General features: G+C 41.1%; 14 protein-coding genes. All 14 read left to right on the top strand.

What is annotated here, in order from left to right:
• The first annotated feature begins 15 nt into the window (after window positions 1-15).
• The 14 genes from FXF36_RS01440 to FXF36_RS01375 all read left to right on the top strand — a co-directional run bounded on the left by FXF36_RS01440 (window position 16) and on the right by FXF36_RS01375 (window position 15,812).
• Entirely contained in the window at window positions 16-1,659 is a 1,644-nt protein-coding gene (locus FXF36_RS01440; protein ID WP_151622122.1) for a putative manganese-dependent inorganic diphosphatase, read from the top strand.
• A gap of 168 nt (window positions 1,660-1,827) precedes the next feature.
• Complete coding sequence (gene rho / locus FXF36_RS01435; RefSeq protein ID WP_151622121.1) at window positions 1,828-3,342, top strand: transcription termination factor Rho; 1,515 nt, start codon at window positions 1,828-1,830, stop codon at window positions 3,340-3,342.
• Between the two features lie 51 nt (window positions 3,343-3,393).
• A complete protein-coding gene (locus tag FXF36_RS01430) occupies window positions 3,394-4,545 on the top strand; it encodes an NAD(P)-dependent malic enzyme (RefSeq protein WP_151622120.1) in 1,152 nt (383 codons plus the stop codon).
• 46 nt (window positions 4,546-4,591) lie between these two features.
• Window positions 4,592-5,107 (top strand): DUF4364 family protein, encoded by a 516-nt coding sequence (locus FXF36_RS01425; protein WP_151622119.1) that lies wholly within the window; start codon window positions 4,592-4,594, stop codon window positions 5,105-5,107.
• A gap of 199 nt (window positions 5,108-5,306) precedes the next feature.
• Window positions 5,307-5,513, top strand: a complete 207-nt coding sequence (rpmE, locus tag FXF36_RS01420; protein WP_151622118.1) for a 50S ribosomal protein L31 — start codon at window positions 5,307-5,309, stop codon at window positions 5,511-5,513.
• Between the two features lie 66 nt (window positions 5,514-5,579).
• Window positions 5,580-6,509 (top strand): DUF1385 domain-containing protein, encoded by a 930-nt coding sequence (locus tag FXF36_RS01415; protein ID WP_151622117.1) that lies wholly within the window; start codon window positions 5,580-5,582, stop codon window positions 6,507-6,509.
• Window positions 6,509-7,339: a peptide chain release factor N(5)-glutamine methyltransferase gene (gene prmC / locus FXF36_RS01410; protein ID WP_151622116.1), complete on the top strand. Its 831-nt coding sequence runs from the start codon at window positions 6,509-6,511 to the stop codon at window positions 7,337-7,339. Before FXF36_RS01415 ends, prmC begins: the two co-directional genes overlap by 1 nt.
• Window positions 7,340-7,357: 18 nt before the next feature.
• Window positions 7,358-8,431: a peptide chain release factor 1 gene (prfA, locus tag FXF36_RS01405; protein WP_151622115.1), complete on the top strand. Its 1,074-nt coding sequence runs from the start codon at window positions 7,358-7,360 to the stop codon at window positions 8,429-8,431.
• Window positions 8,432-8,478: 47 nt separating this feature from the next.
• Complete coding sequence (locus tag FXF36_RS01400; protein ID WP_151622114.1) at window positions 8,479-9,495, top strand: glycosyltransferase family 2 protein; 1,017 nt, start codon at window positions 8,479-8,481, stop codon at window positions 9,493-9,495.
• A 265-nt stretch (window positions 9,496-9,760) separates the two neighbouring features.
• Complete coding sequence (locus FXF36_RS01395; RefSeq protein ID WP_151622113.1) at window positions 9,761-12,520, top strand: PA14 domain-containing protein; 2,760 nt, start codon at window positions 9,761-9,763, stop codon at window positions 12,518-12,520.
• Entirely contained in the window at window positions 12,520-13,014 is a 495-nt protein-coding gene (locus tag FXF36_RS01390) for a hypothetical protein (protein ID WP_151622112.1), read from the top strand. The genes FXF36_RS01395 and FXF36_RS01390 overlap by 1 nt, the downstream gene beginning before the upstream one ends.
• Complete coding sequence (locus FXF36_RS01385; RefSeq protein WP_151622111.1) at window positions 13,014-13,766, top strand: hypothetical protein; 753 nt, start codon at window positions 13,014-13,016, stop codon at window positions 13,764-13,766. Before FXF36_RS01390 ends, FXF36_RS01385 begins: the two co-directional genes overlap by 1 nt.
• A 14-nt stretch (window positions 13,767-13,780) precedes the next feature.
• Entirely contained in the window at window positions 13,781-14,647 is an 867-nt protein-coding gene (locus FXF36_RS01380; protein ID WP_151622110.1) for a hypothetical protein, read from the top strand.
• Window position 14,648: 1 nt separating this feature from the next.
• Window positions 14,649-15,812: a hypothetical protein gene (locus FXF36_RS01375; protein ID WP_151622109.1), complete on the top strand. Its 1,164-nt coding sequence runs from the start codon at window positions 14,649-14,651 to the stop codon at window positions 15,810-15,812.
• Window positions 15,813-15,983: the final 171 nt, after the last annotated feature.

Below are 15,983 nucleotides of genomic sequence, written 5' to 3'. Positions count from 1 at the left end.
TTTTACGGAGGGATTATGCCGAATACGGTTTATATTATCGGACACAAAAACCCTGATACAGATAGCGTTTGCGCAGCTATTGCTTACGCATATCTGAAAAATGCAATTTCAAAAGACACTATTTATGAGCCTAAAAAAGCGGGTCAACTCAACGAGGAGACCCGTTATGTTTTGGAAAGATTTGGCGTTCAGGAGCCAGATACTGTTCTTGACGTAGGCGCACAGCTTACAGACATCGAATATCGTCGTCTTGAGCCAGTAGATGGACACATCTCATTGAAGAAGGCTTGGGAGCTTATGCTTGAGCGTGACGTTGTCACACTTCCAGTTGTTGGAAGAACAGGTAAGCTTGAAGGTGTTATCGTAAACGGAGATATCGCATATTCTTACATGGATGTTTACGACAATAGCATTCTTTCACGCGCCCGCACCCAGTACAGCAATATCCTTAGCACCCTTAATGGTTCACTTCTTACAGGTAATCCACATGCCTACTTCATTAAGGGTTCAGTTGTTATCGCTTCAAGTAACCGCGAGGATTTGAAGGACGACATCAATCGTGATGACCTTGTAATCGTTGGAAATATTACAGAGCGTCAGCTTATTTGTATCGAGGCAGGTGCAAGCTGTCTTGTAGTTTGCGGCGCAAAGTCAGTTGATTCAAAGGTTATCAAGATGGCGGAGGAGCATCAGTGTGTACTTATCACTACAGAGTACGATACATTTACAGTTGCTCGTCTTATTCACCAGGCTATGCCTGTTCGTCAGTTCATGAGAAGTGACGATATCGTAAGCTTTGAGCTTGATGATTACGTAGATGATGTTAGAGATACCATGAAGACAGTTCGCCATCGAGATTTCCCAATTCTCGACGAGAACAGACATTACGTTGGTATGGTTTCGCGTCGTTTACTCTTAAATATGCAGAAGAAGCGTATTATCCTTGTTGATCACAATGAAAAGTCACAGGCAGTAGATAATATTGACCAGGCTGAGGTGCTTGAGATTATCGATCACCATCGCCTTGGCTCACTTGAGACTGTTTCTCCTATCTATTTCAGAAATCAGCCTCTTGGTTCATCTTCAACAATCGTTGCTCTTATGTACGAGGAGCGTGGAGTAGAAATTCCAAAGCATATTGCTGGAGTTCTTTGTTCGGCAATTCTTTCGGATACACTTATGTTCCGTTCACCTACATGTACAAAGGTAGATGAGGAAAAGGCAAGAATGCTTGCTGATATTGCAGGTGTTGATGTTGTAGAGCTTGCTACTTCAATGTTTGAAGCAGGCAGTGACTTCAAGGACAAGACACCTGATCAGATTTTCCATCAGGATTACAAAATCTTCACAAGTGGAGATATCAAATTTGGTGTTGCTCAGGTTAGCTCAATTTCTAAGGGCCAGCTGAACAGCATCAAGTCTGGAATTCAGTCATATATGCAGACAGTTCAGGCTTCTTCAGATTTGGATGCAGTATTTGTAATGCTCACTGATATCCTCAACGAGAGTACAGAGCTTCTCTTTGTTGGTGATACAGCTGACAAGATTATTGCAGATGCCTTCAGAATGCCAGTTGCTACAGATAGCTACTTGCTTGAAGGTGTTGTTTCAAGAAAGAAGCAGTTGATTCCACCAATTATGGAATCACTTCAAGAGTAAGTACTACAAGGACTTTGAGAATTTTTCAAAAAAATTCTTGAAGTCCTTGTGTTTGCCTTACCCACAGTATATAATTCAAATATCATCAAGGTATAATTCATTAGTCGATTCGACTTTTAATTCCATGACGTTTATTTTTGTTTATTTAAAATTTTTAAAGGAGATTTTATGAGAGAAAAATACGAGAGCTTACCTGTTGCAGTGCTACGTGACTTAGCTAAAGCTAGGGGAATAAAAGGCGTATCCTCTATGAAGAAGGCTGATCTCGTTGAAGCAATGCTTGCGCAGGACGAAATCGATGCTAAAGAAAAAGCATCGGAGCAAGCTGAAACTGAGAAAGCTGAAACAGCAGAGAAGCCAGCAAAGGCTGAGAAGGTTGAAAAATCTGAAAAGACACCTAGAGCTCCTAGGGCAGAAAAGTCTGACAAGCCTGAGAGACCTCGCAGACCACGCACGACAGAAGGTTCTGAGAGAGTTGAAAGAACAGAGAGACCTGAGCGTCCAGAACGAGTTGAGGAGCACAAGGATTCAATTCCTCAGGATATTCCTACTGATGGTCTTCTTCCAGCGCGCGGCATTATCGAGGTTATGAGTGATGGCTTCGGATTCATTCGCTGTGACAACTACATGCCTGGTACAGAGGATGTATATGTTTCACAGTCTCAAATCAAGAAATTTAACCTTAAGACTGGCGATATTATCATCGGAAAGAAGCGTTTCAATAATCCGACTGATAAGTTCGCAGCTCTTATGATTATTGATACAATCAATGGTTACGATCCAGCAGCAGCAACACGCCGTCCTAATTTTGAGGACCTTACCCCTATTTTCCCTAATGAGAGAATTCGTCTTGAACGTCAGCGTAGTTCGGTTGCAATGCGTATTGTTGACCTGGTTAGCCCTATTGGAAAGGGCCAGCGTGGTATGATTGTTGCCCAGCCTAAGGCAGGTAAGACCACACTTTTAAAAGAGGTTGCAACCTCTGTGAATTATTCACACCCAGATATGCATCTTATCATTTTGCTTATTGATGAGCGTCCTGAGGAAGTTACCGATATGAAGGACACCATGAGAAACAGCAAAAATGTTGAGGTTATATATTCTACTTTCGATGAGAGCCCAGAGCATCATCGTCGTGTTTCTGAAATGGTTATCGAACGTGCAAAGCGTCTAGTTGAGCATGGTCAGGATGTTATGATTCTTCTTGATTCAATCACCAGACTTGCTCGCGCATACAACCTTACAGTTCAGCCATCTGGTCGTACTCTTTCCGGTGGTCTTGACCCAGCAGCTCTTCACATGCCAAAGAAATTCTTCGGTGCTGCCAGAAACATGCGTGAGGGTGGAAGCCTTACAATCCTTGCAACAGCACTTGTAGAGACTGGTTCAAAGATGGACGATGTTGTTTACGAGGAGTTCAAGGGAACTGGTAACATGGAGCTTATCCTTGATAGAAAGCTTTCAGAAAAGAGAATATTCCCAGCTATCGATATTACAGCATCAGGTACTCGTCGTGAGGATCTTCTCCTTTCGAGAAAAGAGCTTGATGCAATGGAAATCATGCGTAAAGCAATCAACAGCGCCCGTAAGGAAGACGCTATTGAGACTATTTTAAATATGTTTGCGCACACCAAGTGCAATGATGACTATATTGATATGGTTATCAGAAAGAGAGTTATCTAATCTCGTGCATTCGGTGATTAGCATATAAGTTAGATTCAGGAGGGAATAATAATGGCATCAATTGACGAAACAGCGGTATTTTTACACAAGCAATGGAACGGTAAAATCGAGACAACCTCGAAGGCTCCTGTTCGAAACAGGGAAGACCTTTCAATCGCTTACACACCAGGAGTTGCAGCTCCTTGCCGTATCATTGCAGAGGACTCTGAGCAGGCTTACAACTACACCCTAAAGGCAAACACGGTGGCTGTTGTATCTGATGGCTCGGCAGTACTTGGACTTGGAAATATCGGTCCACTTGCAGGACTTCCAGTTATGGAAGGTAAATGCGTACTGTTCAAGGAGTTCGGTGGTGTCAATGCATTCCCTATCGTTTTAAATACTCAGGATCCAGATGAGATAGTTGCAGCTGTAAAGGCTATTGCACCTACCTTTGGCGGGATCAATCTTGAGGATATTTCAGCTCCACGTTGCTTCGAAATTGAGGAGCGCCTTAAGAAAGAGCTGGATATTCCAGTTTTCCATGATGATCAGCATGGCACAGCGATTGTTGTACTTGCCGGTATCATCAATGCTCTTAAGGTAGTAGGAAAGCAGAAGGAGAATTGCAAGGTTGTTGTAAATGGTGCCGGTTCAGCTGGAGTTGCCATTACAAAGCTTCTTCTTACCTACGGATTCAAGGACGTTACAATGTGTGACCGCGAGGGCATAATTGGTCCTGATTATCCAAACCTGAATTGGATGCAGAAGGAGATGACAAAGGTTACAAATCTTTCTCACAAGACAGGAACACTTGCAGATGCACTTGTTGGTGCTGATATTTTCGTTGGAGTTTCAGCACCTGGAATTGTTTCAAAGGAAATGGTTGCTTCAATGGCAAAAGATTCGATTCTTTTTGCAATGGCAAATCCTACTCCTGAGATTATGCCTGACGAGGCAAAGGCTGCTGGTGCTCGTGTCATTGGTACAGGACGTTCAGACTTCCCTAATCAGGTCAACAACGTAGTTGCTTTCCCAGGTATTTTCAGAGGTGCACTCGAGGCTCGTGCCACAGCAATCACCGAGGAGATGAAGCTGGCAGCAGCTGAGACTATCGCAAATCTTGTGGATGAGGATCAGCTTAGCGATGAATTTATCCTGCCAGAGGCCTTTGATCCACGTGTGCCAGTTGCAGTAGCTAATGCTATTAAGGCTCTGGTTTAAAGTTTTTTGATATTGATTTTTAGTTATAGATATTTGGAGGGATACCATGGCAGAACCAACCATGATTTATAAGATTACTATACTAGAATTGCTTCAACGAAGTGGTTTTCCTCTTAGTAATAGTCAGATTACGGATTTCTTTCTTGAGGGAGACCTCACAGATTATTTTACAGCTCAGCAGGCTATCAGTGATGACGAGGATGCTGGACTGATTCTTTCAAGAACTACACACAACAATACAACCTACGCCATCACGGAAGAGGGTAAAAAGACCTTGGAGCTCTTCAAGGAGAAAATCACTCCAGCTCTTTCAAAGGATATTAACAAATATTTGAAGATTAACTCTATTGCCATGAAGGAGGAGAACTCCTACAAAGCAAACTATTTCAAGGCTGATAGAGGCGGTTATGTGGTGCAGCTTCGTATCACAGAGAACGATGTTCCTACAATCGATTTGAGCTTCCATGTTCAGAGCAAGGAACAGGCTGAAACCCTTTGTAATAACTGGAAAGTTCGTAGTGAAGAGGTGTATTTTTCAATACTTGACATACTTATGAACTGATGTTATACTTGTGAAGCTGTTAATCGGGATGAAATGCGAAGACCTCGCGTTTTTAGCAGTTTATTTCATGATTTTTCAAATGAAATGCAGAAAAATCGTGAACATGATGAGGCCATCACCGAAGGTGATTTTTAAATGGCCGAATATCATTATTTACAGTTGGAAATTGTAAACATTTATTAAATGAGAGGTGAAAATCATGAGACAGGGTATCCATCCAGATTATTATCAGGCTACTGTTACTTGCAACTGCGGTAACACATTCGTAACAGGTTCTACAAAGGAAAGCATCCACGTAGAAATTTGTTCTAAGTGCCATCCATTCTACACAGGCCAGCAGAAAGCTACACAGGCTCGTGGACGTATTGACAAGTTCAATAAGAAGTATGGTATTGAGTCAAAGTAGTCATCCGTATGGACTTTTAAGGGTTGAGATTCGTCTCAGCCCTTTATTACGTTAAAGAGGTTAGAAATGAAGTATTCGGGTATTGGCGGTCAGGCTGTAATGGAAGGCGTCATGATGCGCAACGGCAATCAGTATGCTGTAGCCGTTCGCAAGCCAGACAATGAAATTACAGTGGACGTCAAAAATACAAAAGATATAAATGATATTTGGCATAAGATTCCAATCATTCGCGGCATGGTCTCATTTATTGAGTCGTTGGTAATCGGTCTGAAGACATTGATGTATTCAGCTTCTTTCTTCGAAGATGAGGAGGATGCAGTTGATAAATCAAAGCTTTCAGAGGCGGAATTAAAGAAGCTTGAGAAAAAGGAGAAAGCAGAGATGGGCGGAACCCTTTTCCTTTCTTTTGTTCTTGCACTTGGCGTATTTTTCGCGTTGCCATATTTCCTTTCTCTTGCATTTAATCGCTTTGTTGATTCACAGGCACTGATTGCTTTTGTTGAGGGAATTATCAGAATCGCTATTTTCATTGGATATGTAGCGATTATTTCTCGGATGGAAGATATTAAGCGTACGTTCATGTACCATGGTGCTGAGCACAAATGCATCAATTGTGTTGAGGCAGGAAAGCCACTTACAGTAGAAAATGTTAGAACTTCTACCAGATTCCACAAGAGATGTGGTACAAGCTTTATCTTTATTGTCTTTATTATTTCAGTGTTCATTTTCATGTTTATCACCTTTGATAATACATGGTTGAAGCTTGTTGCCAGACTAGTGCTTATCCCTGTGATTGCAGGTATTTCTTATGAATTCATTCGTTTGGCAGGCAGATATGAAAATGCTTTTGTTGATGCCATCTCTCAGCCAGGCCTTTGGCTGCAGCGTTTGACGGTTATGGAGCCAGATGACGATATGATTGAAGTTGGCATTGCATCGGTAGAGGCAGTTTTTGATTGGAAGGAATTCCAAAAAGAAAATGAGGGTTGTTTCTGATGACATTTAAGCAGGCTTTAGAAAAAGGTATTGTTTTACTAGAATCGGAAAATATTGCGGATGCCAGGATTGACGCATGGTTGCTGATGTCTTTTGTCAGCGGTCTTTCCAAAGCGCAGTATTTCCTGAAGCAGAACGATGAAATAGACGAGCTCACCCTTTATAAATACAAGGATGTGCTTTTGAAGAGAGCCCATCGAATTCCACTTCAGCATATAACTGGAGAGCAGGATTTTATGGGACTGACCTTCTGGGTTAATGAGCATGTGCTTATACCTAGACAGGATACAGAGACTCTGGTTGAGGAGGCTTTAAAGGTTATCCCAAGCGGAAGTCATGTTTTGGATTTGTGTACAGGCAGCGGATGTGTTATTATTTCACTTGCTGCACTTGGTCAGGGATGCTCGGGTATCGGTGTTGATATTTCTGAGGATGCTCTTGCGGTTGCTCGTGAAAATGGTAATCGTCTGGTAGGGCCAAAGGTTGCCTTTGTTCAGGGCGATTTGTGGCAGCCAGTCAGCGGCAAATTCAATGCAATTGTTTCTAATCCGCCTTATATTCGCACCGAAGAGGTGGAGAAGCTTGAAACAGAGGTTAAGGATCATGAGCCTCGTCTTGCCTTGGATGGTACCGAGGACGGATTGTTCTTCTATCGTGAGATTACAGCTCACGCCCGTGAGTATCTCAATGAAGGTGGCTGGCTTTTGGTAGAAATCGGATTTGATCAGGGACAGGATGTAGAGAAATTGTTCATTGAAAACGATTTTATAGATGTTGAAGTCGTTAAGGATTTAGCAGGAAACGACAGAGTAGTTAAAGGACATATATAACATGGAGGTAGTTGAAGCATGTTTGATAGATTAGAAGATTTAGTTTTAAGATATGAAGAGGTTATGAACCTTCTTTCTGAGCCAGACGTTGCAAATGACAATGCACGTTTTAGAGCTCTTATGAAGGAGCAGTCAGACCTAGCACCAATCGTAGAAGCATATAAGCAGTATACAGCTCACAAGCAGAATATCGAGGATTCTCTTGCTCTCCTTGATGAGGAGACAGATGAGGAGATGAAGGAGCTTGCAAAGGAAGAGCTTAACGAGTCAAAGGCTGAGGTTGAGCGCCTTGAGCAGGAGCTTAAGATTCTTCTTCTTCCAAAGGACCCTAATGATGATAAGAACGTTATCGTAGAAATCCGTGCAGGTGCCGGCGGTGAAGAGGCAGCTCTTTTCGCAGCAGAGATTTATCGTATGTATGTACACTATGTAGAGTCTCGTGGTTGGAAGGTAGAACTTCTTGAGGCCGATGAAACAGGTATCGGTGGTATGAAGAACATCGAGTTCATGGTTAAGGGAACTGGTGCTTATTCTATTCTTAAGTATGAGTCAGGTGTACACCGTGTACAGCGTGTACCAGAGACAGAATCACAGGGCCGTATCCAGACATCTACATGTTCAGTAGCTGTTATGCCTGAGGCAGAGGAAGTAGATATCCAGATTGAAGAGAAGGATATCCGTATCGACGTTATGCGTGCTTCTGGTAACGGTGGTCAGTGTGTCAACACAACAGATTCAGCTGTTCGACTTACTCACTACCCAACTGGTATTGTTATCTACAGCCAGACTGAGAAGTCACAGCTTCAGAATAAGGAAAAGGCTTTCGCACTCCTTCGTGCAAAGCTCTACGATTTAGAGTTACAGAAGCAGCAGGATGCTGAGGCAGCAGAGCGCCGCTCACAGATTGGTACAGGTGACCGTGCTGAGAAGATTCGTACTTACAACTTCCCACAGGGACGTGTTACAGACCACCGTATCAACCTTACACTTTACAAGCTTGATAAGATTATGGATGGAGATATCCAGGAGATTCTTGATGCGTTAATCGCAGCAGATCAGGCAGCTAAGCTTGCAAAGATGAATGAAAAATAAGCCTTACCGGAAAAGGCTGAAGGGGAGAATTAGGAGGGACAATACTTATGAAATTATTGAGTTTTGCTGTTCCTTGCTACAATTCCGCTGCATATATGGAGCACTGTGTTGAAAGCTTGCTTCATGGTGGCGAGGATGTTGAAATCATCATTGTTGATGATGGTAGTCAAAAGGATAATACAGCAGAAATTGCAGATAGACTTGCAGCCGAGCATCCAACAATTATCAAGGCTGTTCATCAGGAAAATGGTGGACATGGACAGGCTGTAAATACAGGTCTTAAGAATGCCACAGGTCTTTTCTTCAAGGTTGTGGATTCTGATGACTGGGTTGATGCAGAGGCTTATGACAAGATTCTGGAGACTCTTCGCGCTTCGGTTGAGGATGGCAAGAATCTTGACATGCTTATTTCAAACTACGTTTACGAGAAGGAAGGCGCCTTACATAAAAAGGTAATGTCTTATTCAAACCTTCCAGTAAATCAGTATTTTACCTGGGATGAGACAGGTCACTTCAGAAAGGGCCAGTACATCCTCATGCATTCGGTAATCTATCGTACAAAGCTTCTTAGAGATTGTGGACTAGAGCTTCCAAAGCATACATTCTATGTGGATAATCTTTATGTATTTTATCCACTTCCATATGTTAAGAACATGTATTACCTTGATGTGGATTTCTATCGTTACTTCATTGGTCGTGATGATCAGTCAGTTAATGAAAAGGTTATGATTTCACGAATTGATCAGCAGATTAAGGTAAACAAGCTTATGCTTGAGGCCTATGACTACAAGAACATTACTAACAGGCACATTAGAAAATATATGTTCAACTATCTTGAGATGATTACAGTTATCTCAACAGTACTTCTTATGAAGAGTGGTACTGCAGAAAACCAGCAGAAGCGTCGTGATCTTTGGGCTTACATCAAGTCTCAGGATTATTATCTTTACAGAAAGCTTCGCTATGGTATTCTTTGTGGAACTACTAACCTTCCAGGCCATGGTGGTCGCGCGATTTCAATCACTGCGTACAAGATTGCACAGAAGGTTGTTGGTTTTAACTAATTTATATCATGATTTAATATTTGGATTTTTATGCCCTCTGTTTTGGCTTCACGGGACTTTGTTACCTTTCTAACAAGTTTGTTAGAAAGTATCAACCCCGATTATAGGCCAAACAGGGGGCTTTTTTGCCAAAAATACGGAAATTATGCCATAAAGCTGTAATTTGATGACCAAGTGATTTAGTATAACATTGTGTTACACTATGCCCACATGGTGTACATAATCACATTAAGTAATAGTTATAAGGGTAAGGGAGCTTTTGAGTATGATTAAAAAGATACCAACACTTCACAAAATGTTAGCGCTTTTTTTAGCGCTAATCCTTTTCGCCTCAACCTCTTTTGGTGTATATGCCGAGGGTGATGGTGGAGCCTTACCAGATGAAACTACCACTGAGAATACGGGAGGTAATTCGTCGGGTGAAACAAAGCAGGAGGTTGACACTGCAGATGAGTCAACAGGGCAGACTGGGGAGTCTGCAACGGGGGAGTCAAAAGAAGTTGTTGAGGAGAATGGCGATACATCTGGTAATTCTAACGATTCTGATACAAATTCCAAAGACAATATAACTGAAGAAGATAACAAGGAGAAGGCAGAGGCTGATTCTGAGAAAACAGATTCTGATGCTTCTATTGATGATGCAGAAAAGGAAGACTCTAAGAAGGCTGACTCTAAAGAGGAAGATTCTAAAGAGGAAGACTCTAAAGTGGAAGATTCTAAAGAGAAAGATTCTAAAGAGAAAGATTCAGAAAAGGACGAGTCTGATGAAGATTATTCCAAGAAGGATGATGCAGAACTCGATGAAGAGAAGGATGAAGACTCAGATGAGATAGAGGAACAAAAGCAGGAAGACAAATCCTTTGAGAAATCTGTTGGGGATTACAAGGTTTCTGTATTTGTTGAAGCTGATACCTTTGAGAAGGATACCTTTGAGTTTACAGCATCTGAATATCAGATGACTGAGGCTCAGGAGCAGGCTCTTAAGGAAGCATATTCTATTAAGCGATTTGATGAGGATGAGCTTGTTGCGATTGATATGACATTTACTCTTGATGGCGAGGTTGTCCAGCCAAAGAAGAATGTTGAGGTCAAGGTTACATCACTTGGCTTTACTCCTGATGCAGTTGCACATTTCCCAGAGGAGGGGTCAATTGAAAAGGAAACCTTCACAGCTGAAGGTGGAGTTGTTACATACGATGCATCTAGCTTCTCGCCATTTGTATTGTTTAGCGCACCAGAGCCAGAGGCTACATCAGGTGGTGTTCTCTATGGTTCAAAGGGTTCTTCAGGAAAGAGTCCATACGGTTATGCTGAAACAGATGAAGAGCATCTTGCAGGTGTAAGCACAATTGCGGAGGCCTATGATCCAGATAGATATGCAGTTAAGCTTATCAGAGTTAATTCTGAGGAAAAGCACTTTTCAAATATTGCACCATCGGATACAAGCGATAATCCAGCAGATTGGCACTACTACATTTATAGTTCAGAGAATGATGATACATTCAAATTCCATTTCGAGGCACCAGAGAATTATTACATTAATTATGTAGGTCTTGGAAAGGTCTCATTACCATTAAGTGCAGATAATATTCCAACAGTTGAGAATAGGAAATATACACCAGTTGATTATGCAAGGACATTTGATGTGGAGCTTACTCTCAAGAAGATGGGTGGAAGCTATGCAGCAAATTATGTTGTTGTTTGTTTGAATCCGATTCCAGTTCAGTTTGATGACAATGCGGAAACTACAATAGTTAATGGTGCGCAGTTCATCAATTACGAGAATGATACGACAGCATTTGGTGATTCCTTCCTGTTTACAGATGGTAAGCAGTACGATGGTACAAGTAACTACGTTTATTACAATCAGGTTTGGCAGGGACTTGCTTCATCTACCTATGACACTGAAAATGGTATCTTCAATTTAAAGGATACAAGCGGGAAGAATCCTATCCCTACCTATAAGAGTTACAAGGATAATGAGAGTGCGTATGATTACATCTCTGATTATCAGTCAAATGTAGGTGTTCAGTTTAGAAAGGACATGGATGGCTACTGGACAATAGATAGTGATAGTACCAGATATGAAATCAAAGATAATGTGCTTGTTCCTACAGAAGGAGAGAGACAGTTCAGACCATTTGGTGAAACCAATCATTACGCCATGGTTCTTCCGATGACCTTTACAGTTAATAGTACCGGTAAGGATGATAATGGCAATGATATGATTTTCAGGTTCTCTGGTGACGATGATGTTTATGTTTATGTCGACGGAAAGCTTGTACTTGATCTTGGCGGTATCCATGATGCGATTAAGGGTCAGATTAATTTCCAATCAGGAGATATTCTGATTCAGGGAGATTACGATACTCAAATGACATCTTCAGTAGATGGTTCTGTCTACAAGAAGATGGATATGGATTGCCAGAACCTTTATACAACGCTGGGCACTACACTTTCTGGTTTTGCTAATGATGAACATAAACTTACAGTTATTTACTTTGAGCGTGGAAAGAACTTATCAAATTGTAGAATCAGCTACAACTTCAATAGAGATGAGGAGCCACCTAAGACTGGTAAGCTCAATATCATAAAGACACTTTTGAAGTTCGTAAAGCCACTCGGAAAGGCAACATTCGTATTTGAAGTATCCTATAGATATGCAAGCACCGATTATTCGTATGTATTCTCTTATGAATTTGATGAAGCAGGAACAAAGAATGATTTATTGATTGATGTACCTGCGGGAATCGAGGTTACTGTAAAGGAAGTATATGAGGGCGCAAGCTATAAATCGGTTGGCGATACCTTGCAGAAGGTTAGCGTGGATGCTGATGAAACGAAGACAGTCAAGTTTGTAAACACCTATGATGGCAGAACAAACATTGGTACGAGCATGAAAAATGTATTCAGTAGAATTGTAGATCAGGTTGTTGAGCAGTTTGGAGACTTGATTGATTCGACTGTTGAGTTTGTCTTCAATAAGGACAAGAGCTTTAAGGATACGGAAGGGGGTGCACAGTAATGAAAAAGAAAACCTTGATTATTACTGCAGCTGCACTTCTGATGCTTGGAGCAGTTGCTGTAAAGCCAGCGATGGCATATTTTACAGATACACATTCAGCTGAGGGAACAGTGAGATTTGGCAAGTATGAAATCACTCCTCACGAGAAAGTTAATGGATTTGAGAAGACTATATGGGTAGAAAATACTGGAGACTATCCTGTTTATGCCAGAGTTAAGGTGTTTGCAGGAAGTACTCACCCACTCACCTATGAAACTGAAAATACTGGCTGGGAACTTAAAGCAGATGGTTTTTATTATTTCAATCAGATAATCGAGCCAAAGAAAACCTCCAATCAGATGAAGGTCAAAATTGATCCTAATGGTGATAAGGGTGAGGAATTCAATGTAATTGTCATCGAGGAAGCTGCAAAGGTGAAAGCTGATGGAACAGCCGCTTGGGATGAGAAGTCAGTTAACGAAGAGATTTACACAGCGAATGGAGGTGGTCAGTAATGAAAGGATTAATGAAGAAACCTTTATTCGTACTTGCAACAGGAGTGATTCTTGTGGCAGGAAGTGCCATTGGTGTAACGCAGGCCACAAGAGCGGCTGAGACTACATCAAGCCAGGAACAGGGAGTTCAGTTCGAGACTGCAGAGTTTACAGTTGATTTACAGGAAAAGCAGGATGGAAGCTTTGTTACAGTTGCGGGAACAAACGATAAGCCGGGTAAACTAGTTTTTACATCTCTTGATGATGTTTCAAAGGGAAAAGAAGAAATTAAGGTTAATCACAATTACCCTGAAGAGGTAAGAGTTGTGAATAATTCTGATGGCGAATTTCCACAGTACGTCAGAGTCACTGTTACTAAGTGTTGGATTGATGAGAATGGTAAGAAAGATACCGGTGCTGATCCTGAATTAATTACACTTAATACGGAGTCAGGATGGTCAATGCTTCAAACCAGCGCAGGCAATAAAGAGTCCGCTGTATTCTATTATACAAAGCCTATCACCAAGGGACAGGCAGTAACACTTATTGATTCTGTTTCGCTTGGCGAGGGAGTAATAAATGCTTATAGCAGAACTTCTGAAGATGGTTGCGTTACAATTGAGGGCTATGAAGGAAAGACCTTCGAGGTTCAAGTAAGAGTTGATGCAGTTCAGGCTCATCATGCTGAGGAAGCAATGCTTGGAGCATGGGGTGTACTTGCAGAGTTTGACGCGTCAGGAAATCTTATCAGTATTGATGGTGAAAATCTATAGGAGGGGAGTAGGATATGAAAAAGGGTTTATTTAATTTAGTCCTTGCTCTCACTCTTGTGGTAGCAGGATTTACAGGCGTAAAGGAAACATCAAAAGCAGCAGAGTCAGATGGACTTAGCTATAGCTGGAATGTAACTTATAATGGAACAGCTTTCGAGTCTAACTATGACAGTAACGCAGCAAAAATAAAAAATGCTATGCCTGGTGATACAATTACTTATTCAGTTAAGTATATAAACGCCACTACAGAGAGCACTGATTTCTATATGAATGCAGATGTAGTTAAATCACTTGAGGATACATCTGGTGCACAGGGAGGCGCTTATTCCTTCAAAATTATTAACAATGAGGAGACACTTTTTGATAGTGAGACAGTTGGCGGTGATGCAGACGAGGTAGTTGGTCTGAATCAGGTAAGCGGACACGAAGGTGCTTATTTTTCTCTTGGTTCTATCCCAGCAGGTGGTAGCGGAGTGGTAACAATCACTATCACCTTGGATGGAAATTCACAGACTAATGCCTATATGGCTACGCAGGCAAATTTGAATATCAAGTTTGGTGCTGAGTCTACTGAGTCAGCTAAGTACAGCAAGACCGAAACAAACAAAGTCACAAAGGTTAACGCCATTACAAAGAATGTGCCAGTTTCTGAAAAGAGATCAATTGTAAAGAAGATTCTCAAGACTCTTGAAAATGGAACAGAGGTTGTTTCAATTGACGATTCGGATGTCCCACTTGCAGGTGGAGATAATGCTGGAAATCCACAGACTGGAGATTCAATTCTTCCGCTTGTTGTTTGTGGAGTAATGTTCATCATTGGAATGGGACTTATTGGTTGTTACGCAGTGCTCATGTTAAATAAGAAAAAGGAGGTAGCCTAAGATGAAAGGTATGAAAAGATTTTTGGGTTGCATCCTATCAATGGTATTTGTGTTTGCACTTACCTGGGGCAATGTGGTAACAGCAGATGCGGCATACACTTACACAGTGAATATTGTAATTGGTGATAATGAGGATGCAAGCTTTGATGAAAGCGCATTACAGTTCACCAAAACGGAAAATGAACCGGAAATAAAAACTGAGGTTAGAAAAAGAACCAACAAGGCTGGAGAAAAAGTTGATTTTAAACTTATTATATCAGGATTAAATTACGGTGATAAAATCACGTTTGATGCTGCTAAGCTTATAAAGATTAAAGGTGATGGTAATTCAAAGTATTATGTAAAGGGACTTAGAGTTGCCGGAGCAGATGATTTATATAAGCCAGAAGGTTCGAATAGCACAACAGCTATTAGCATCAATGTAACAGGTGATGAAACCTATGTAGCAGCTTACGGTGTTGGCTCAGTAATTTCATACAAGGTTCAGTATTTAGATGAAAAGGGAAATACCCTTTATCCAGAGGAAACATTGTATGGTGCAAAAGGCGAGGAGGCAGTAGTACCTGCGCGACACATTATAGACTACACTCCAGATGCCACTGAAAAGACCGAAAAAATTGCAGATAACACAGTTATTAAATTTACATATAATAAATTACCTGCAACGATTACATACGAAACTATTGAAGAAACCACTACGGTTTATGTTCAGGGTGAGCCAACATACACCTATGAATATGAGTATTTAGATGGAGGTACACAGTTAACTTCGACTACAACTCAGAGACCTCAGGTGGTAAATAATAGAAGAGAAACAACTACAAATGTGGCAGCAAATACTACCGAGAATGTAACAATCGAAGAAGAGGAAACTCCTCTTGCTGGAGATACTACAACGATCGAAGATGATGAAACACCAAAGTCGGGTGGAGATACAATCACAATTGGCGACGAAGAGACTCCATTAGCAGGAGAGGAGCCAACAACAATTCCTGATGAGGAAGTACCTGAGTCATTAGAAAGTGAACATCTAATGAGAACGGTTATCGTAACAATTGTCATTTTAGTGGTGTGCATAATTGCATTTTCAATTGCAATGTATATTGTGAATAAGAAGAAAAAAACTACATTTGCATTGCCACCAAAAAATGACGAAAAACGTTGATTTTACGGCATTTATACAGAATTTGTGGTTTAATACACGAAAAATAATCTAGTTCCAATAAGGGGCTAGATTATTTTTTTGCCAAAAAATGGATTATCTTGCCAACGCACTTTTCAATGCTTGATTATGTTTGTAATATTACATATGGCGACATAGTTTGAACACACAATT

The sequence above is a fragment of the Pseudobutyrivibrio xylanivorans genome (assembly GCF_008935055.1).
Lineage (GTDB): Bacteria > Bacillota > Clostridia > Lachnospirales > Lachnospiraceae > Pseudobutyrivibrio > Pseudobutyrivibrio xylanivorans_A.
This window is presented reverse-complemented; position numbering and strand designations above follow the sequence as displayed.